Origin of the sequence: Haladaptatus caseinilyticus, assembly GCF_026248685.1 — an archaeon.
In the GTDB taxonomy this organism is placed as follows: Archaea; Halobacteriota; Halobacteria; order Halobacteriales; family Haladaptataceae; genus Haladaptatus; species Haladaptatus caseinilyticus.
Genome location: NZ_CP111036.1, coordinates 279766 through 297079, shown reverse-complemented (window position 1 = coordinate 297079; position 17314 = coordinate 279766). Strand labels below are relative to the sequence as shown.

Below are 17314 nucleotides of genomic sequence, written 5' to 3'. Positions count from 1 at the left end.
TATCACTCCTTTAGCGCGCCAGCAGTGAGTCCGCTGACGATTTTTTCCTGTGCGATGACGACGAGGATGGCGATGGGCAGAACGCCCACGATGCTCGCTGCAGCCATCAAGTTGTAGAATTCGGCGTACTGGCCCTGGTAGCCGAGGATGCCCCACAGCAGTGGTGCCCAGTTCTCCGGTTTCCCGTTCGTCATCAGGAACGAGAAGAAGAACTCGTTGTACACCGAGATGAACGTCAGCACCCCTGCCGTCGCGACGCCCGGTGCCGACAGCGGTATAATGACCCGGAAGAGCGCGCCGAGTCGTGTCGTTCCCTCGATACGTGCGGCGTCCTCGAGCCCGTCCGGGATCTGGCCGTAGAACGTCGTCAGGATGAATATCGAGAGAGGCATGAACAGCGCGCTGAACGGGAGCACCATCGCTCCCGGTGTGTTGTACAGCATCGGACTACTGATGCCGAGTATCTCCACGTTTCCGGTGAATAGTCGGAACAGCGGTAGCAGGAACGCCGCCGGTGGGAAGTACGAGATGGCGAGGATGAGCAACATCAACACGCCTCGTCCCGGAAACGACAATCGCCCGAAGACGTAGCCTGCGAGGCTCGCCAGCACCAACACGATCGCCGTGGTGATGAGGGCGAGCACGAAGCTGTTGAACATGAAGATATGGAACGGTAACTGCTCGAATATCTCGATGAATACGCCGGGGTTGAACCCTTTCGGCACGAACCAGACGTTTATGATCGCCTCCCGCGGCGTCAGTGCGAGTACGAGGAGCCAGTAGAACGGGAACAGCGTGGTGAACAGGAAGAAGATGGTCACCACGTAGAACATGGCCTGATAGGTTCGCTCGGGGTTCTGAATCGACCCTTGCACCCAACGACGGAACGGTCCCTCGTTGGTGTCCGTCTGTCCTTCCGCCTGCGTTTGTTCTGCTTGTGCCATTTAGAACGCCCCCTGTGAGTCACGGAACTTCACGATGTAGATCGACACGACGATGCCGATGATGGCGGCCGTAACGAACGCGACTGCCGCTGCGGTGCCGTATCGCCGCGTGCTGAACGTCGTGACGACCAGACAGGACAGCGACGGAACCGTCGTACAACCGGAGACGGTTTCGATAAGCCCGTAAATTCGCATCGCCGCGATGGTGCGAAACAGCAGTGCAACGAGCACTGTCGGAAGCACGAGCGGGAGGGTGATCATCTTGAACTGTTGCCATTTCGATGCACCCGCGACTTTCGCGACGTCGTAGAGGCTCCGGTCGATGCTCTGAAGACCCGCGAGGATGAGCAAGGCCATGAACGCCGTCGTCTTCCAGATGTCGGCGATGACGATGATGCCGAGCGCGGAACTGCTGTTGGACAGCGGCGTGTTCGTCAGGCCGATCATATCGGTGAGGCTCGCACCGAATCCGATGCCGGGTTGGAACATCAGGTAGAAAATCATCCCCTGAATGACGATGGGAACCGCCCACGGGATGATGATCGCAACCCGAACCCAGCGCCGACCGCGGAAGTCCTGGTCGAGGACGAGCGCCTGTCCGAAGCCGATGACCGTTTCGATGGCGACGCTGACGATCGTGAAGATGAACGTCACGATGAGTGCGCTCTTGAACGGTTGACTGAAATCGATGAACGGCTGTGGCAGTGCCACCGTGTCCAATTTGCCGGTTAGCAGGGCGACGTAGTTCTGCAGGCCGACAAACTTACCGACCTGCGATGCGCCGCGGAGGCTGTCGGCTCTGAGGGACATCTCGAACGTGCTGATGAGCGGCCAGAAGGCAATGACGCCGAGCAACAACAGCGCGGGCGTCAACAGTAGATACGCGAACTGGGTCTCGCTCAGGTTTTCGATCCATCGAACCGCGCCAGCGTACGCCCCGGACTTCCCGCTTCGTCGCGTTTCCGTCGATTGTTCGGTTGACATACTTGTCCACCTCTACTTGTTGTACTCCTCGATTTCCGTGATCTGGCTGTTCAACGTTGACATCGCTTGTTGTGGGCTCTGTTGGCCCGCGTAGGCCGCGAAAACGCTCTGTGATATTTTTCCGGATTCCTGTGGCCAAACGACCGAGACGGGGCGCGGAAGTGCGTTCTGCCCTGCGACTTTCAGGGAGTCAACGTATCGTCCCATAATCGGAATGTTTCTCGCCCGTTTGGTTTCGAGGAGTTTCGGTTCCGGTGGAATCCACCCGATGATTTCGAACAGTTTGAGTTTGAAACTTTCCGTGGTCATCGCTTCGAGGACTTGTAACGTCTTGTCCCGCTTGTTGGTGTTCGGATTGATTGCGACGTTCCACCCACCGAGTGCGGACGCGACACCACCGAGACCCTGCTTGGCTTGGCTCTTTTTCACGCCGTACGGTATCGGCATCACGCCGAGGTCCTTCCCGAACCCACCCTCATCCTTCGGCGCGCCGTTGATGTTGATGGAGTAGGGCCAGTTGCGGTGCATGACCGCGTTTCCGTTGCTAAACGGCGCGCGCGAGGTTTCTTCCGTCCAGCTGAGGACCGCTCGCGGTGCGATATTGCCCGCATAATCGTTCAACGTGTTCGGGGCATCGTTACCGTGGATAAACGTCCGGATCATTCGTACCGAATCGAGGACGTTCTTCGAGTCCAGGGTCACCGGTCGGTTTCCGACCGGTCCGAGGAGGTTATCGACGCTCCCGAAATACGTGCCGCCCCAACTGCTGATGAACTCGTTGAAGTCACAGCAGGAAAGTCCCTCGTAGGCGCTCGCCTGGAACGTAAATCCGTAATCGATAGCATCGTTGTCTTGCTTTACTTTCTTCGTTACCTTCGAAAACTTCTTCCACGAGATTCCCTCGGTTGCCCAGTTTTCCGCATCCGGGCTGAATCCCGACTGCTTGACCAAATCCTTGCGATACTGTATCGTTCCGAAGTCCGAAAACAGCGGAATCGCATAGAGGTCGCCGTCGGTCGATTTGCCGGTGATAACGCTTCCTTGGAAATAGTCGTTGTTGACCTTCTTGAGTGCCTCACTCGACAGATGGTCGCTCAGGTTGAGCAATTGACGACGTGCGATGAACGGAATCGCCCATCCACTGTCGACCAGAAGGAGGTCGGGTTCCGAGAGGTTTGCCGACAACCATCGTTGATACTGCGATTGTCTGGCACCGGTCTGTTCGTTTCCTGCGAGAACTTCGAGTTTGATGTCCTCGTCCAGTCCCGCCTCGTGGAGTGCGTTCTCTATCGCGTCTTTGTTGGTTCTGACATCGTCGTCAGCCGCCCACTGCACGACGTTAGGGTTGCCGCTTGATCCTCGACTGGTACAGCCAGCGAGGCCAGCAGCAGCACCGGACGCGCCGACGGCTTTCACGAACTTCCGTCGTGAAACGCCGTCTCGCCGACGATTGTCATCACGCTCGCTAACACCCACCATGCTTTTATAGAACGGAAGGGCTCCATTTATAATTTTGGTGTAATTGACTACTCGCGTTGTTGTATTTTCTAATCACGAAATATCACTTTCGTGCGAATTGAGTATTGGGTGAGTAAAACTATTTATGGCCGATTGCGCTACATATTATTCGACAGTGTCGCAAAAATGGCACACCGACTGTTCGTTTTTCGAAACGATCGTTTCACGCAACGGGTCAGTCGATGACGATCGCAGCGTCCTCAGATATCCGCGATTTCACGCGACCAAACCGGTGATTTCGGCGATTCGAGACGTTCCAGTTCTTCGTTCGTGAGTGCTACATCGAGCGATTCGACGTTCTCTTCCAAGTGATCGATGGTTCGCGGGCCGATAATCGGCGAATCGACCACCGGTTTGTGGAGGAGCCATGCCAAGCTGAGTTGTGCTGGCGTCACGCCCTTTTCTTCGGCGATCGCACGCACTTCGCTCAACACGGCCCAGTTCTCGTCGGTGAACCGCGCCTCGGTGTGGGCGTCTTCGGCTGCTCGTCCGTCGGTCAGCTCCTCGCCACGGTCGTACTTGCCCGTCAGGAACCCTCCAGCGAGTGGTGACCACGGGATGACGCCGACGCCTTCCGACTCGCAGACCGGAAGAACGTTTTCTTCCTCGTGGCGATCGACGAGGTTGTACTCCGGTTGCATGCACGTAAATCGCTCGTAATCGCGGATGTCGCTCTCGTAAAGGGCCTTCGTGAACTGCCACCCCGCCATCGAACTCGCGCCGATGTAGCGAACCCGCCCCGTCTCAACGAGATAATCGAGCGCCGAAAGCGTCTCCTCTATCGGGGTTTCGTCGTCCCAGCGATGAATTTGATAGAGGTCGATATACTCCGTCCCGAGTCGGTCGAGACTGGCCTCCGCCTGGTCGAGGATGTGTTTTCGGGAGAGTCCCTGTCCGTTCGGATAGTCGCCCATCTTCCCGAACACCTTCGTCGCGATGACGAGTTCGTCGCGATTTCGACCCTCGATGGCTTTGCCGACGATTTCTTCGCTTTCCCCCGTCGAATAGACGTTTGCGGTGTCGAGGAAATTGATACCCATCCCCAACGCCTCGTCGAGCAGTTCGAGGCTCTTTGCCTCGTCGTTCATCATCCACGGCTGTTCGGTTCCGAAGTTCATACACCCGAGACAGAGGCGAGAGACTTCGAGGCCGGTATCGCCGAGTTTCGTGTACTCCATCTCCGTCATCGTTCGCTATTGTGTTCTTCGGATTCGGGTAAAGCGTTGTGGGCGATGGCCGTTTTGGGAAATAGAACGGGAACCCACACTACGACTCAGTCGTGTCACACTCATACAACCAAACCGATAGCTAGTCGCCCGAACACTGAAACGAGTCGCCGACAAACCACTCCGCAATGCTGACTCAACTCCGAAAGCCGGAGTACACGGGGGAGAATCGGTGCTGGCCCTGCACGGTCCTGAACGCCATTCTACTCCTCCTCGCGTGCGTAGTGATAGCAGTAGTACCGAAAAATCGTTCCCGGCGTCTCGGAGTCGCCGCAGCGCTCGGACTCGTCGGAGGGGCCGCAATCACCCTCCGTGGGTACTTCATTCCGGGGACGCCACGGATAGCTCCTCGTTTGCGTGATACCGTCGGGTTCGACTCTCGACGACCGACGGAACCCGGATCGATTGCAGGGGATTCCGATGCGGTGTCGGGCGAGTTCGTGATGGAAACGCTCCTCGATGCGGGTGTCATCCATGCAGTCGGAGAGAGCCTCCATCTGGACGAACCGTTTCGCCAGGAGTGGCGTTCGGAAATGACTCGCATCAGGGGTGACGACCTCGGAAAAGCAGTGCAAGACGTTACCCCCGACTCCGTGGATGTCGAACTCGTCGAGGACGGCGATTGGGTCGTCATCTCGGCAGGCGGACCGGAAACCGAACGATGGCTCTCGCGTTCTGTCGCAATCGCCGAAGTTGCGGGCGAACGGGCGTTGAGAGACCACGACATCGAACGAGACGTTCGAACGCAATCCGCGTCTGCTCTGCGGGCGTTCCTCTCCGACTGCCCGAACTGTGACGAACCGCTCGAAGAAACGACCGCCAGTCGATGTTGTGGAAGTGGCACGAGTCCCCTTTCCCCACCCGACGAAGTGCTTGCCTGTCCGGCTTGTCGTCAGTACGTCTTCACGTTCTAACCGATATCGTCACCGGCCGACGGCCCGCTGTCGAACTATCGTTCGTAGGCTGGGGGTTCGTCGGTACCGATTCGAATTTCGTGAGCCTCGATATCTTCGAGTGCAGCGACCTGCCCACCAACCGTCACGACACCGTTCTCCGTTTCGACCGACATACCGGCGACGCGCTCGCCCCCCTCAAACGAGAACCCGACGACCTTCCCACGAACGACACGTTCGTTGCCTCTCTCGATATCGCGGCCCTTGATGGTCGCGTAGAAGTCGCCCTCCATTCCCTGAATTTCCTTCACGCAGCGACGGATGGAGGCGTACCGACGGGGGAACGTTCTGCCGTCGCCGTCGGCCGAAAGGGTTCGCTCCGCAGTCGTCCAGAGGACGGTGCCGAAGAAACCGGAGACGAGAAAGCCGAGCGCCGAGCGGTTGAAAATGACGCCGTAGCGGTCGCGATCGTCGCGAAGGGCGTCCTGCGTGGCGTACATCGAATACTCACCATCCGCAACCGCGACGACGGGCGTCGTGATGCCGCGTCGTGCACGTGCCGTCGTCGCTACTGCTTCGTAATCGAACGCCTCGGGGTCGGGCGCCTCCGAGGCGGGCGTGACGAGCAGTTCGATGCTTACGCCGGAGTCGATCGCATCCTCGAGGTCGTCTTTGAACCGGACGAGAAGGTCCGGTGTGAGCGACAGCGCGATTTCGTACTCCGCGTTCTCGATGACGTCTTCGAGATAGCGGAGGATTGTCGAGCGCGATTTGACGAGGGAGACGGCTTCCGTATCCCGCGTCGGCGCGGTGTAACGCTCTTCGAGGTCGGTTATCATGTCGCTGAGCGACGATTGTACGTCGGAGAACGCCTCTTCGGGGTCGATTGCGATGACTTTCATCGGTCGGGACTCACGAAGTTCGACTAACCCCCGGTCGCTCAAACTCCGAACTGTATCGTACACCCGCGGTTGCGGGATGTCGGTATGGTCTGCGATTTGACTCGCAGTCAGTCGTCCGTGTTCGAGCACCGTCAGATAGGCGTCGATCTCGTACTCCCCGAGGTTGAACCGTTCTCCGACTCGTTCGAGCGTCAGATAGAGGTCGTCGGAGGCCATTACACAGAGCAAATCAACGGAGACCTATAGTACCACCTTTTCACGTCTAGCTTTGACGACGGTCGAGAGGCAGGGGCCGGTACGGTTCGTATCGGCCCCCTCCCGTCACCCTGTAAAAAGGTGGGATCACATGTACATTCTGTCGTCCGGTCTGTCGGCGTCGTTGGCCGCCTCGACGCGGGCCGCGAGTTCCGTGTAGTACTCGCTGACTTCGTCCGCGAAGGCTTCGAGAGGGCCGGTATCGACGGCCAGTTCGTACACGTCCGAGATGGCGTCGATGAGGCGCAACGCGGCCTCCACGTCCGGTGTTCGGGCGTGAACCGGGGTGACGAACACGCCGGTTTCGAGGTCGGAGTCGATACCACGCCCGACGAGGGTAGCGTTCGCCCCATCGAGGAATCCCCGTCCCATTCCCGGGACGTCGATTCCGTCGAGTCGGTTTCTTCGATAGCCCTCCGTCGCGATGTAGAACACGCGATGTTCCTCGGGACCGTGTGGCACCGGCACACCGGAGAGGACGGCGATTTCCTCGACGCCGTTCGCTCCCGTCCAGTCGAGAATCGCGTCCGCGAACGAATCCGCGGCCCACACGGGAACGAACAGTTCGCCGACGAGGATGGTCACGTCGAGATCCGGCCGAGAGAACAGTCTCGTGTGATGGCGTGGCTGGCCGTTTTCGAAGGGGGTGATGGTGGGCAGTTTCTCGGCGGTAATATGACCCGTTTGTTCGAGCGATAACTGTTCGACGAGATACTCGACTGCGGTCAGTCCGGCGAGACCGAACTCCGAAAATCCGGCGAGTAGGGTTACACTCGGCTCTTCGTCAGCGTTGATTTCGAACGACGCGCTGGGCGGATGCGATTCCCAAGACATACTACCTGTTCGACGTGCGGTGGCTTAGTTCGTACTCTCGTCGTTCGTCTTGCCTCGATTTCATCGCCGCGACGATACGTCAGCGGCCGAAATAGGGGGGTTTTACTAATCCGAGTGAGTGAAGAGATTCATGCCGACGCTCGAAGACCGTCTCGCCGGCTTTCTCCACTTTCTCGGAGGAATCGGCGGTTGGGAGGTGCTGGGACGGGGAACGGGAGATCCCGTCATCGTCACCGAGATCGTCCTCGCAGTGCTGTACATCCTCCTCGGGTGGTACGTCTCGCAGTTGGTCGTCGGCCTCATCGGACGACAGGTCGCCCGTCGGTTCCGGAGACCGAGCATCACGAAGACGATTCTTCGGGGCATCCGTGGCTTCGTTTTGTTCATCGCCGCCGCGGCTGCGGCGGCACAGCTTGGATTCAGAATGTCGAACATCCTCGTGTCGGTGACCGTGTTCTCCGCCGTGGTTGGTCTCGTTCTCGCACCCATCGTCGGGAGCGTTATCAACGGGCTGTTCGTCTTAGCCGACCAACCCTACGAGATCGGTGACCTGATAGAGCTCGTCGATAACGGCGCGCCGGATGGCGGTACACGAGGATACGTCGAAGACATCACGTTACGATACACGAAGATTTTCACCCTCCAGAACACGTTTCTCGTCATCCCAAACGCGACGATGCGCGAGCGCGACGTCATTAACTACTCCGCGGAGGACACGCGCTCCCGGCTTTCGCTCAAACTGCAGGTCACATACGAGGGCAACCTCGATGAAGCGCGAGCGATCATGGAACGGGCGGCCCGCGAGACACCCGAGGTCGTCGCAGGCGGACCGGACATCCGAATCGGGAGTGCCCGGTACCCGAGCGACCCGGTGGCACAAATCAGGGACTACGCCGACCACGGCGTGCTCCTCGAACTACGATATTGGGTGAAGGACCCGTACAACATGATGCGCGTTCGGTCGAAGATTCTGGAGCAGATTTGGACGGAAATCGAGGACGCGGATGTGGAAATCGCCTACCCTCACTCGCATCTGGTGTTCGACGACACGAGTGGAACGGCACGTGTTTCGGTCGAACCGGAACGAACACCCCACCCGGTCGAATTCGACGAACGGTAAGTGAGCTGACCGTCCGATAACAGTCAGTCGACCGTAATCAGTTCGCAGTCGATCTTTTCCCGGAGGAAGTTCTCGATGTTCGGGTCGTCAACCAGTCGGCGAATCGCTCGACGCCAGCGACCCATCTGTTTACGACCGATAACGACCACGTCGGCCCGCGCTGCGGCGACCTCCTCGAGAATCGTCTCCTCGACCAAAAACCCGTTTCTGACGACGTAACGTGCGTTTTTGATGCGACCAAACGTTTTCTCCACGGTTCGTTTGAGGTCGGTTCGCGTCGTTTCGCCCCCGCGGTGATACAGATTGATGTGGAGAATAGTGAGGTCCGCACCGCGCTCCTCGGCGATACTGATCGCTTCGGAGAGCGTCCGACGGGAGTGCTCCGAAAGCGGATACCGAACCGGAACGAGGACGCGAGTCATATCGTGAGGAACGGGTCGCGGCCGGGAGAACCTTACTATTCGGTTTGAGTCACTCGCTCACCGCTCGTGATACGTCACCGGGCATGGACGGAACGAAAGGGATGGACGGTATCCGATTTCCGCTTCGAACCGATCTCGGGCGGTCAATTCCTACTGGCGAGTGATGCGTCCCTCGATTTGCGGGTCGATGCCGAACTCTCGGGCGTAGTCGGCCAACACTTCGTATTGTATGTCGCCGGTTTCGACGCGATGTTCCTCGTTGAGTGTGGGAAATTCCTGGTTAGTGTACAGGAGATACTCGGTCGTGGCGACGGTGTACGTCGCGTCTTCGCGGACGGTGTCGCCCCCAACGGTTATCGATTCGACATCCCGTTCGGCCCGGTTCCAGACGAGTTCCGCTCCGCTGATGTGTGCGTGCCACCAGTCCGGTTCGCCGAACCCGATGGTGGCATCGTGAGCCTGTCGGAACACGTCGAACAGTTCCGCACCCGAGAGTTCCGCGACGGCGACGTCCTCCTGGAACGGGATGACGCTCACGAGGTCGGCGATGGTCACGTCGCCGACCAACGAATCGCCTTCGCGGATACCGCCGCTGTTCTGGAGGCCGATGTCCGCGTCGGTCGCCCAGCGATAGGCGTCCGCGACGAAGTTTCCGATGCGACTTTCACCGTGAAACGTCGTGGCCTCGGTACGCTCGATCGCGGTTTCGACGGTGCCGACGGTCGTGTCGAGTCCCGTCGTCAACATCGCGTCCCGCATCGCTTCCGTGATTTCGTCGTCCCGTGGTGCGTCCACGATTCGGTGGCGGCTGACGGTCGGTTCGGCACCGAGTTCGATTTCGAGGAGGACACGACCGTTCACACCGGGGCGAGTCACGAGCGTACCGTCGATCTGTTCGACTCGCTCGGAGTGAACGTGGCCCCCGAGGATAACGTCGATATCGAGTTCGGTTGCGAGTTCGCGGTCACCTTGTCCGAGATGGGAGAGGGCAACGATGTGATCGGCATCCAAATCGCGGAGTGTGGAGACGGCATTTCGGGCCGCTTTGAGCGGGTCGAGAAAGTCAAGGCCAGTCACGTTCGGATTCAGTGTCGGTGTTTTTGGCGTCGTCACGCCGAAGATGCCGACTCGTTTCCCGCCGAGTTCACGAATCACGTGCGAGGCGGTTCCAGCATCGACGGCGAATCGGGCACCGCTTTCACGGATGTTCGCGGTGAGCCACGTCTGCGGTGAGTTCCGAACCAGTTCGCGGGTTCGTTCGACACCGTAGTCGAAGTCGTGGTTTCCAAAGGTATCGAAGTCGGGTTCCACGGCGTCGAAGAAATCGAGCGCTTGCTTCCCCTCCGTTACGAGCGAAAGCGTTCCCGGTGCGGTGTTGTCGCCGGTTCCGACGACGAGCGTCGTATCGTCGCGGAGAGCGTCGATACAGCCGGCGAGTCGCCCGATATGGTCGGAATCGTCGTAGGCGTTTTCGAGATCCGAATAGTGGAGGAGACGGAGCGCCATCGGCGAGAAATCTCGGCCATGGCTCATGACTCCTTCGATGGACACCGATATACCGATGGGCCGATAATCGAACGTCGATGGACGAAACGACGACAGCGGACGACGAAACCGTGTACATCGACCGCTCCGAAGGAACTCGCGGATCGAACGGACCGTTTTTCGTCGTCTATCGCTCCCCCGACGGTGATCGACGGTACGGGTACTTCTGCGGGAACTGCGAGACGCTGGACAACGCGATGGATTCGATGGGGCGTATCGAATGCAATCAGTGTGGTAACCTCCGGAAGGCGACCGAGTGGGACGCTGCGCACGAATAGGTTGGGCAGTCTATTTAGGCACGTTCCGGCCCGAGTGCCGGCATGGGATCGACCGACCAGCGACTCGTGGCGGAACTGGAGAACAGGGTGGAGACACTACTGTTGGACGACGCTGTGCGATTGGTAGAGTTGCGACACGCCGATGAGGGACAGGGTATCCAGCGCGAGATGCTGGACGACTATCTGGACCAAATCGGCTACGGCATGGACGCGTTTCCGTCCTCGCTCGAGGATTTGTTGACCGAGTCGGAGTCGTGGCAGGGCGACAGGAAGATTTACCAACTGGACGGGGACCGAGTGAGTGTGTACCCCGCTCGATGGCACGACCGACTCCGTGATACGACAGATCTCCGTGAGTATCTCCGAGTCATCGATAGTGATGGGTTCGGAACCGACGACAGTTCTCGGGGGCAGATAACCGAGGATGGCGTCGCCGAGGAGTTGCTGTTGGACGTTGCCGTCGCCATCGGGGGGATGGACAGGGACGACGGCCGAGAACAACTCAAACAGCTTAGGGACGAGGGTGACGTGGCGGAGTATCCCTCGCAGCATGCGAACCCGTGGGTACAACTCACCTGACAGACACTCGTTTGTTCACGTTCGATGGTCCTTTCGAATTTTCCATATGTCCAGCTATGTCCGTCCAAACCCGCAAGAACATTTATTATGCGGTGCGTATTACGTTCAATTGGATGGCCCCTGTTAGCACACCACCCATGAAGGAGGCCAAGTCGATTTTCAACAACCTCGGTTACGAGGTCATTGATGATGGTGACGAATTCCGGGCCAGACGGAAGTGGCGAGAAGTACGGGTTACAGCATACGCGGACTCCATGAGCACGCCGAAACACGGCGAACTCCGGTGTTTCGTCGCGTGGAAAGAAAACGCAACACGTCTCAGTCGGCAGTTGCGCGATTCGAATTTGGAGTACGAATGGGCAGTCATCGCCGTTTTAGAGGGTGGCGATTATGAGGTCGCGAGAGCGCCACCCAGCAAAATAGCAGTGTAGACGGTTGTACCTCCCACGAGATTCGTACCCCTTTCCTTTTTTGACTATCTATAGAACTCCCAACGATACTAGCCACCTGAACGGTACTCGTAACGGGTTCGATACACCGTGGGAATTACGCCCTCTCGACCGGGATGTATAGCTATGGATGACCACACGCGCGACCCGACTGTCGGCCCGCCGCCCACTGACCGGAGTCCCGCCGGATGGTTGCCCCAGAAGGGGCTCTGGGAACACGGGACGCTCCGCAGGGCAGTGATTCACGGCGTCCGTCTGTTCAATTCCGGGGAGTTCCACGAAAGCCACGACTGTTTCGAGGACGAGTGGTACAACTACGGCAGTGGAACCACGGAGAGCGCGTTTTTACATGGAATGGTGCAAGTCGCTGCAGGTGCGTACAAACACTTCGATTTCGAGGACGACGACGGCATGCGTTCGCTCTTTCGAACGTCACTTCAGTATCTTCACGGCGTCCCGCGGGATTTCTATGGAGTCGGCGTGACGGACGTTCGGACGAGAATGACGAACGCGCTGTCGGACCCAACCGTACTACACGGATGGAAGATCCCGCTCGATGGGGCGGTCCCGACGGCGAGCGAGGAGGATTTCAGCTATGCGGAGGCGCTCGATTAGGACCGTTATCAGTCCCGGTCGTTTCTCCCGTGTCCATCGACGGGAACCGGTTCCGCACCGCTTTGAATCCTCTTGTGGTCTCCCTCGATTCGGAGAACTACCTCCCACGAAAGGTCGTCAGTGAATCGTCGTGGAGCGGAGAATCCGTCAGTTCGACGACCGCCTTCTCGGACATCAGCATCAACTGTGTTTCGGAGGACACGTTCGCATTCGACGCGCCCGAGGACGCAAGTGGTCGATATGACCGAAGACGGCTCGGAGGGCGACATGGGCGACGGTAGCTCCGATCGATCCGACTCGGCCGACTGCACTGACCGAGACAACGACGACGATAGCGACTGGAGTGACGGTGACTCGGACAGCGACGGCGCATAATCACCTCGTCTCAGATCGCTAATTCAGTCTCCCGAACGTGTCACCCTTTTTTGGCGGACCTGCGATTGTAAAGCGCTTTCAGGCTTCGACACCTGCCTTCGGTAAATGCGAATCGAGCAGTTAGGCGATGGAACGCCGGAGGTGGCCGTCGTCGCCGGAATTCACGGCGACGAACCGTGTGGCCCCCGCGCTGTCGAACAGTTGCTGGCGGAAGACCCGGACGTCGAACGACCGGTAAAATGTCTTATCGTGAACGAACCCGCGTTGGAACGCGGCGTTCGATACATCAACGAGGATTTGAACCGGGTGTTTCCGGGCGACCCGACCGCCGAGAACTACGAACGACGGTTGGCTCACGAACTGCTGGGCGAACTCCGGGACTGTACGGTGTTGTCGCTTCATTCGACGCAATCGTACGCCCGCCCGTTCGCTCTCGTGGACAGGGTGAACGCCGTTGCCCGTTCCATCTGTCCGTACCTTCCCGTCTCCGAACTGGTCGAAACCGACCGCTTTACGAAAGGCAAACTCATCTCGCACCCCCATACGTTGGAGGTCGAATGTGGATTACAGGGGACCGACGAGGCGGCCGAGAACGCCTACGACCTCGTTCGGGGTTTCCTCGCGGGAACCGGTGCGCTTCCGCTGCCGGACGGAGAAAACCCGGTGGAAGCGGGTCAACGTGACGAGGTTTCGGTCTATCGAATGGACCAGCCGGTGCTGAAAAACGGCGGCACGGAGTTCGAAGTGTTGGTCGAGAACTTCACGTCGGTGGACCGAGGTGAGCCCTTTGCCACGTCCGATGGAAGCCAGTTGGTGGCGGAAGAGTCGTTCATCCCGGTGTTGATGTCGGCGTATGGCTACGAGAACATGTTCGGTTACACGGCGGAACACATCGGCGTCTTGGGGAACTGATTACTCGTCCCGTTCCGCGAACTCGACCATCGTCAAATCGCGGTCCAATAGACAGTAGTCGTGAGGGGGGTCGCCGACGATTTTCGCGATTTGATACTCTTCGTCGAACGCCGCCCCAGCGGGTTCACAGAACTCGTGGCTAGGGCAATCGACGTGAGGACATGGCCCTTCGAGCTTCGCCTTACTCCCTGCGTAGGCGTTTCTCGCGGAGACGTTCGCACGAACCGTCGTGGGTTCGACTTCGACGGCGGTGACGCCATCGTCGTGGACGCCACACGGAAGCGTTTGTGCACCCTTTCGGACGCTCGTCACTTCGTATTTGACCCCCTTCGAGAGGTTGAGACACTGGTTTCTGTAGGGACAACCCTCACAGGCGCTCGCCTCACCGTGATAGACGAACTCCTGGCCGGATTCGGCGAGTCGGGTTCCGATGAGTGTGATGGTGGACATAGTCGGGCGTAGGGTTGGGGGTCGGTTAAGCCTCTCGTCCCGTCAACTCGTCGAGTTTGTCGAGGTACTCTTCACGTGGGATCTGATAGGCATCCCGATACTTGATTTCGCCCCGGTCGAACTCGTGGGCAAGTTCGACTGCGGCGGTCAGCGCCTCCTCGCGTGTCGAAAAGCGTGGCGTTCGCGGGAGCGTCACGTCCGGTTCGAGATAGAACGTGAGATACCACGAGTCAGTAGCTCGACGCTCCTGTGCCGGACGGTTCGGTGTCCCTTGCGTGAGATAGAGCGTTGGAAGGCACTCCGGAGGGAACTGTTTCGTGTCGAATACGTCCGGTCGATACGCGAGAATACATCGACCGTTGGGTTCATCGTTCCAGACGACCCACGACTCTGGAAGGGTTTCAAGCGCCACGTCCGGCGATTGGTCGTGGAAATGGGTAAGGCTTGTTAGTCGGAGATAGACCATGATATATAAAGGGTCGAAAAACAGTGCGTTCGTGGGAAGTGGGATTTTCGGTATTGAGACGCTAACGACCGTAACTTCGGTTGTTTTTGCTCATTAATACAAACCAAAAGAATCTTGCTCGTGGGCAACAGTTATATATTCCCTCGTCCTATCTATTAAACAGTATCGGGTGGTAGTTGCCCACACGATGCATGGTCTCGAATCACACACCTCGTCGATGAAATGCGCTGGAGATGCCGACTGGTTCCTGAGGTGGTGGATGGCACGCACATGAATTACCGACAGAGGCAGGAGTCTCTTTGGGCACGTTCGTCGTTGCCCGGTTTGCCCCGTGTGAGTGCCATCCCGGTGTTCCGACCGACACTACTTTGTGAGTGTGTGCCGACTACGTATTTCCCGCCGGTATCGGGCCGCCCGGTCGGTTTCTCTCACTTCCCCGGTCCATCTCATAGCCCCAAACAATGCGTGATACAATGAAAGGTGACATGGAAACGCTGGACGACCTCAGTCGAAGCTACCAGGAATCGATGCCGGAAGACCTCCGTGAAACGAAATCGTTCGACTGGTACCTACAAGAGGTGTACGAGCATCCGAAGATCGCTCGGAACGCCCACCAGCGCGTCGCCGATATGTTCGATTACTACGGCACCGAATACGACGAAGATACCGGTGTCGTCGAGTACCGACTCGCGTCCGAAGATCCCCTTCACGACGGGGAAAACACGTTTTACGGGCGCGAAATTCACCGAGCGATGCACGAGTTCGTAAACAAGGTAAAGAGCGGTGCCCGCGGACTCGGACCGGAAAAACGCATCAAACTGTTACTGGGTCCCGTCGGGTCTGGGAAATCCGACTTCGACCGACAGGTTCGCAAATATTTCGAGGATTACACGCTCCGTGACGAGGGGCGCATGTACACCTTCCGGTGGACGAACCTCTGTGACGTCATCGTAGATCAGGACCCTGCGGACGACGTGGTCCGCTCGCCGATGAACCAGGACCCGTTGGTCCTGCTCCCATACGAACAGCGCCAGACGGTCATCGACGACATCAACGAGGAGCTAGACGCTCCGTACACCATCAAAAACGAGCAGGCGCTGGACCCCGCGAGCGAGTTCTACATGGACGAACTGCTTGCGTACTACGACGACGACATCAAGCAGGTGCTCGAAAACCACATCGAAATCATTCGTCTCGTCGCCGACGAAAACAAGCGACAGGCAGTCGAGACGTTCGAGCCGAAGGACAAGAAAAACCAGGACGAGACCGAACTCACGGGTGACGTCAACTACTCGAAAATCGCCATCTACGGCGAAAGCGACCCGCGGGCGTTCGACTACTCCGGCGCGTTCTGTAACGCGAACCGGGGCATCTTCAGCGGCGAAGAACTGCTCAAACTCCAGCGGGAGTTCCTCTACGACTTCCTGCACGCGACGCAGGAACAGACTATCAAGCCGAAGAACAACCCGCGTATCGACATCGACCAGGTCATCGTCGGCCGGACGAACATGCCCGAGTACCGGGATAAGAAAGGCGACGAGAAGATGGAGGCGTTCAACGACCGAACGAAACGCATCGACTTCCCGTACGTCCTCGAGTACGAGTCGGAAGCCGATATCTACCGGAAGATGCTCCGGAACGCCGACGTGCCGGACGTGCATATCGAACCACACACCCTCGAAATGGCGGGCCTCTTCGGCGTGCTGACGCGCATCGAGGAACCCGACACCGAGATGGTGGACCTGCTCCAGAAGGCGAAAGCCTACAACGGCGAAACCGAGGACAGCGACGACATCGACGTGAAAAAGCTCCGCGAGGAGGCAGAGGAGAAAGCCGACATCGGCGAAGGGATGGAGGGCGTCTCGGCACGGTTCATCGGCGACGAAATCGCCGAGGCCATCATGAACTCCACCCATCGCAGCCGTGGGTTCCTCAGTCCGTTGTCGGTGTTCAACCACTTCGAGGAGAACTTGGAGAACCACGGTTCGATTCCGGAGGAGAACTTCGAGACGTACTACCGCTACCTCGAAGGTGTTCGCGGCGAGTACCGCGAGCGTGCCATCGAGGACGTGCGTCACGCACTCGCCTACGATATCGACGAAATCCAGCGGCAGGGCGAGAAGTACATGGACCACGTCATGGCGTACATCGACAACGCCACCGTCGAGGACGAACTGACCGGCCGCGAACAGGAACCGGACGAGAGCTTCCTCCGTGCCGTCGAGGAGAAGTTGGAAGTCCCCCGGGACCGCAAGGACGACTTCCGGCAGGAAGTGTCCAACTGGGTGTCGCGGCGTGCCCGCGAGGGGTCGCCGTTCAACCCACAGGACAACGACCGTCTCCGCCGAGCGTTGGAACGCAAACTGTGGGAGGACAAGAAACACAACATCAACTTCTCGGCGTTGGTGTCGGCCAACGAGATGGATAACGACGAACAGAACGCATGGGTAGACGCGCTGATGGAACAGGGCTACTCGCGTGAGGGCGCGAAGGAGGTGCTCGAATTCGCCGGGGCAGAAGTCGCCCGCGCCGAAATGGAGGAGTAAC

General features: G+C 58.5%; 19 protein-coding genes. 9 read left to right on the top strand and 10 right to left on the bottom strand.

What is annotated here, in order from left to right; all coding sequences use genetic code 11:
- Positions 1-2: 2 nt before the first annotated feature.
- The 4 genes from OOF89_RS01655 to OOF89_RS01640 form a co-directional block, all read right to left on the bottom strand.
- Entirely contained in the window at positions 3-944 is a 942-nt protein-coding gene (locus OOF89_RS01655) for a carbohydrate ABC transporter permease (protein WP_266077877.1), read from the bottom strand.
- On the bottom strand, positions 945-1928 hold the full coding sequence (locus tag OOF89_RS01650) for a carbohydrate ABC transporter permease (RefSeq protein ID WP_266077876.1): 984 nt from the start codon (positions 1926-1928) through the stop codon (positions 945-947).
- 12 nt (positions 1929-1940) lie between these two features.
- Positions 1941-3407, bottom strand: a complete 1467-nt coding sequence (locus tag OOF89_RS01645; RefSeq protein ID WP_266077875.1) for an extracellular solute-binding protein — start codon at positions 3405-3407, stop codon at positions 1941-1943.
- 239 nt (positions 3408-3646) lie between these two features.
- A complete protein-coding gene (locus OOF89_RS01640) occupies positions 3647-4633 on the bottom strand; it encodes an aldo/keto reductase (protein WP_266077874.1) in 987 nt (328 codons plus the stop codon).
- 167 nt (positions 4634-4800) lie between these two features.
- Here OOF89_RS01640 and OOF89_RS01635 point away from each other — a divergent pair, with 167 nt between their 5' ends.
- Positions 4801-5586 (top strand): hypothetical protein, encoded by a 786-nt coding sequence (locus tag OOF89_RS01635; protein ID WP_266077873.1) that lies wholly within the window; start codon positions 4801-4803, stop codon positions 5584-5586.
- A gap of 35 nt (positions 5587-5621) precedes the next feature.
- Here OOF89_RS01635 and trmB read toward each other — a convergent pair whose 3' ends face one another.
- Positions 5622-6683 (bottom strand): HTH-type sugar sensing transcriptional regulator TrmB, encoded by a 1062-nt coding sequence (gene trmB, locus OOF89_RS01630; RefSeq protein ID WP_266077872.1) that lies wholly within the window; start codon positions 6681-6683, stop codon positions 5622-5624.
- A 126-nt stretch (positions 6684-6809) separates the two neighbouring features.
- Positions 6810-7556 (bottom strand): proteasome assembly chaperone family protein, encoded by a 747-nt coding sequence (locus OOF89_RS01625; protein ID WP_266077871.1) that lies wholly within the window; start codon positions 7554-7556, stop codon positions 6810-6812.
- A gap of 130 nt (positions 7557-7686) precedes the next feature.
- Between OOF89_RS01625 and OOF89_RS01620 the strand changes: the two genes are divergently transcribed.
- The gene (locus tag OOF89_RS01620; RefSeq protein WP_266077870.1) at positions 7687-8676 is read left to right on the top strand and encodes a mechanosensitive ion channel family protein; all 990 of its coding nucleotides are present in this window, start codon (positions 7687-7689) and stop codon (positions 8674-8676) included.
- Positions 8677-8699: 23 nt separating this feature from the next.
- Here OOF89_RS01620 and OOF89_RS01615 read toward each other — a convergent pair whose 3' ends face one another.
- Positions 8700-9098, bottom strand: coding sequence for a universal stress protein (locus OOF89_RS01615; RefSeq protein ID WP_266077869.1), 399 nt, complete (start codon positions 9096-9098; stop codon positions 8700-8702).
- A 150-nt stretch (positions 9099-9248) separates the two neighbouring features.
- Entirely contained in the window at positions 9249-10604 is a 1356-nt protein-coding gene (locus OOF89_RS01610; RefSeq protein ID WP_266079828.1) for a bifunctional metallophosphatase/5'-nucleotidase, read from the bottom strand.
- Between the two features lie 77 nt (positions 10605-10681).
- Between OOF89_RS01610 and OOF89_RS01605 the strand changes: the two genes are divergently transcribed.
- The 6 genes from OOF89_RS01605 (at position 10682) to OOF89_RS01580 (ending at position 13851) form a co-directional block, all read left to right on the top strand.
- Positions 10682-10921: a DUF5816 domain-containing protein gene (locus OOF89_RS01605; protein ID WP_266077868.1), complete on the top strand. Its 240-nt coding sequence runs from the start codon at positions 10682-10684 to the stop codon at positions 10919-10921.
- A 42-nt stretch (positions 10922-10963) separates the two neighbouring features.
- A complete protein-coding gene (locus OOF89_RS01600; RefSeq protein ID WP_266077867.1) occupies positions 10964-11500 on the top strand; it encodes a hypothetical protein in 537 nt (178 codons plus the stop codon).
- Positions 11501-11613: 113 nt separating this feature from the next.
- Positions 11614-11931 (top strand): DUF7116 family protein, encoded by a 318-nt coding sequence (locus OOF89_RS01595; RefSeq protein ID WP_266077866.1) that lies wholly within the window; start codon positions 11614-11616, stop codon positions 11929-11931.
- Between the two features lie 144 nt (positions 11932-12075).
- On the top strand, positions 12076-12564 hold the full coding sequence (locus OOF89_RS01590; protein ID WP_266077865.1) for a DUF309 domain-containing protein: 489 nt from the start codon (positions 12076-12078) through the stop codon (positions 12562-12564).
- A 240-nt stretch (positions 12565-12804) separates the two neighbouring features.
- Complete coding sequence (locus OOF89_RS01585; protein ID WP_266077864.1) at positions 12805-12939, top strand: hypothetical protein; 135 nt, start codon at positions 12805-12807, stop codon at positions 12937-12939.
- Between the two features lie 105 nt (positions 12940-13044).
- The gene (locus OOF89_RS01580; protein WP_266077863.1) at positions 13045-13851 is read left to right on the top strand and encodes a M14 family metallopeptidase; all 807 of its coding nucleotides are present in this window, start codon (positions 13045-13047) and stop codon (positions 13849-13851) included.
- On the opposite strand, the gene OOF89_RS01575 is transcribed toward OOF89_RS01580, so the two are convergent.
- On the bottom strand, positions 13852-14301 hold the full coding sequence (locus OOF89_RS01575) for a UPF0179 family protein (RefSeq protein ID WP_266077862.1): 450 nt from the start codon (positions 14299-14301) through the stop codon (positions 13852-13854).
- A gap of 25 nt (positions 14302-14326) precedes the next feature.
- Positions 14327-14713: a DUF5820 family protein gene (locus tag OOF89_RS01570; RefSeq protein WP_266077861.1), complete on the bottom strand. Its 387-nt coding sequence runs from the start codon at positions 14711-14713 to the stop codon at positions 14327-14329.
- 527 nt (positions 14714-15240) lie between these two features.
- On the opposite strand from OOF89_RS01570, the gene OOF89_RS01565 reads away from it, so the two are divergent.
- Positions 15241-17313, top strand: coding sequence for a PrkA family serine protein kinase (locus tag OOF89_RS01565; RefSeq protein ID WP_266077860.1), 2073 nt, complete (start codon positions 15241-15243; stop codon positions 17311-17313).
- Position 17314: the final 1 nt, after the last annotated feature.

Bases quoted from the DNA above. Each gene is read 5' to 3' on its own strand.
- OOF89_RS01655 (WP_266077877.1), bottom strand. From the start codon at position 944: ATGGCACAAGCAGAACAAACGCAGGCGGAAGGACAGACGGACACCAAC.
- OOF89_RS01650 (WP_266077876.1), bottom strand. From the start codon at position 1,928: ATGTCAACCGAACAATCGACGGAAACGCGACGAAGCGGGAAGTCCGGG.
- OOF89_RS01645 (WP_266077875.1), bottom strand. From the start codon at position 3,407: ATGGTGGGTGTTAGCGAGCGTGATGACAATCGTCGGCGAGACGGCGTT.
- OOF89_RS01640 (WP_266077874.1), bottom strand. From the start codon at position 4,633: ATGACGGAGATGGAGTACACGAAACTCGGCGATACCGGCCTCGAAGTC.
- OOF89_RS01635 (WP_266077873.1), top strand. From the start codon at position 4,801: ATGCTGACTCAACTCCGAAAGCCGGAGTACACGGGGGAGAATCGGTGC.
- trmB (WP_266077872.1), bottom strand. From the start codon at position 6,683: ATGGCCTCCGACGACCTCTATCTGACGCTCGAACGAGTCGGAGAACGG.
- OOF89_RS01625 (WP_266077871.1), bottom strand. From the start codon at position 7,556: ATGTCTTGGGAATCGCATCCGCCCAGCGCGTCGTTCGAAATCAACGCT.
- OOF89_RS01620 (WP_266077870.1), top strand. From the start codon at position 7,687: ATGCCGACGCTCGAAGACCGTCTCGCCGGCTTTCTCCACTTTCTCGGA.
- OOF89_RS01615 (WP_266077869.1), bottom strand. From the start codon at position 9,098: ATGACTCGCGTCCTCGTTCCGGTTCGGTATCCGCTTTCGGAGCACTCC.
- OOF89_RS01610 (WP_266079828.1), bottom strand. From the start codon at position 10,604: ATGGCGCTCCGTCTCCTCCACTATTCGGATCTCGAAAACGCCTACGAC.
- OOF89_RS01605 (WP_266077868.1), top strand. From the start codon at position 10,682: ATGGACGAAACGACGACAGCGGACGACGAAACCGTGTACATCGACCGC.
- OOF89_RS01600 (WP_266077867.1), top strand. From the start codon at position 10,964: ATGGGATCGACCGACCAGCGACTCGTGGCGGAACTGGAGAACAGGGTG.
- OOF89_RS01595 (WP_266077866.1), top strand. From the start codon at position 11,614: ATGGCCCCTGTTAGCACACCACCCATGAAGGAGGCCAAGTCGATTTTC.
- OOF89_RS01590 (WP_266077865.1), top strand. From the start codon at position 12,076: ATGGATGACCACACGCGCGACCCGACTGTCGGCCCGCCGCCCACTGAC.
- OOF89_RS01585 (WP_266077864.1), top strand. From the start codon at position 12,805: ATGACCGAAGACGGCTCGGAGGGCGACATGGGCGACGGTAGCTCCGAT.
- OOF89_RS01580 (WP_266077863.1), top strand. From the start codon at position 13,045: ATGCGAATCGAGCAGTTAGGCGATGGAACGCCGGAGGTGGCCGTCGTC.
- OOF89_RS01575 (WP_266077862.1), bottom strand. From the start codon at position 14,301: ATGTCCACCATCACACTCATCGGAACCCGACTCGCCGAATCCGGCCAG.
- OOF89_RS01565 (WP_266077860.1), top strand. From the start codon at position 15,241: ATGAAAGGTGACATGGAAACGCTGGACGACCTCAGTCGAAGCTACCAG.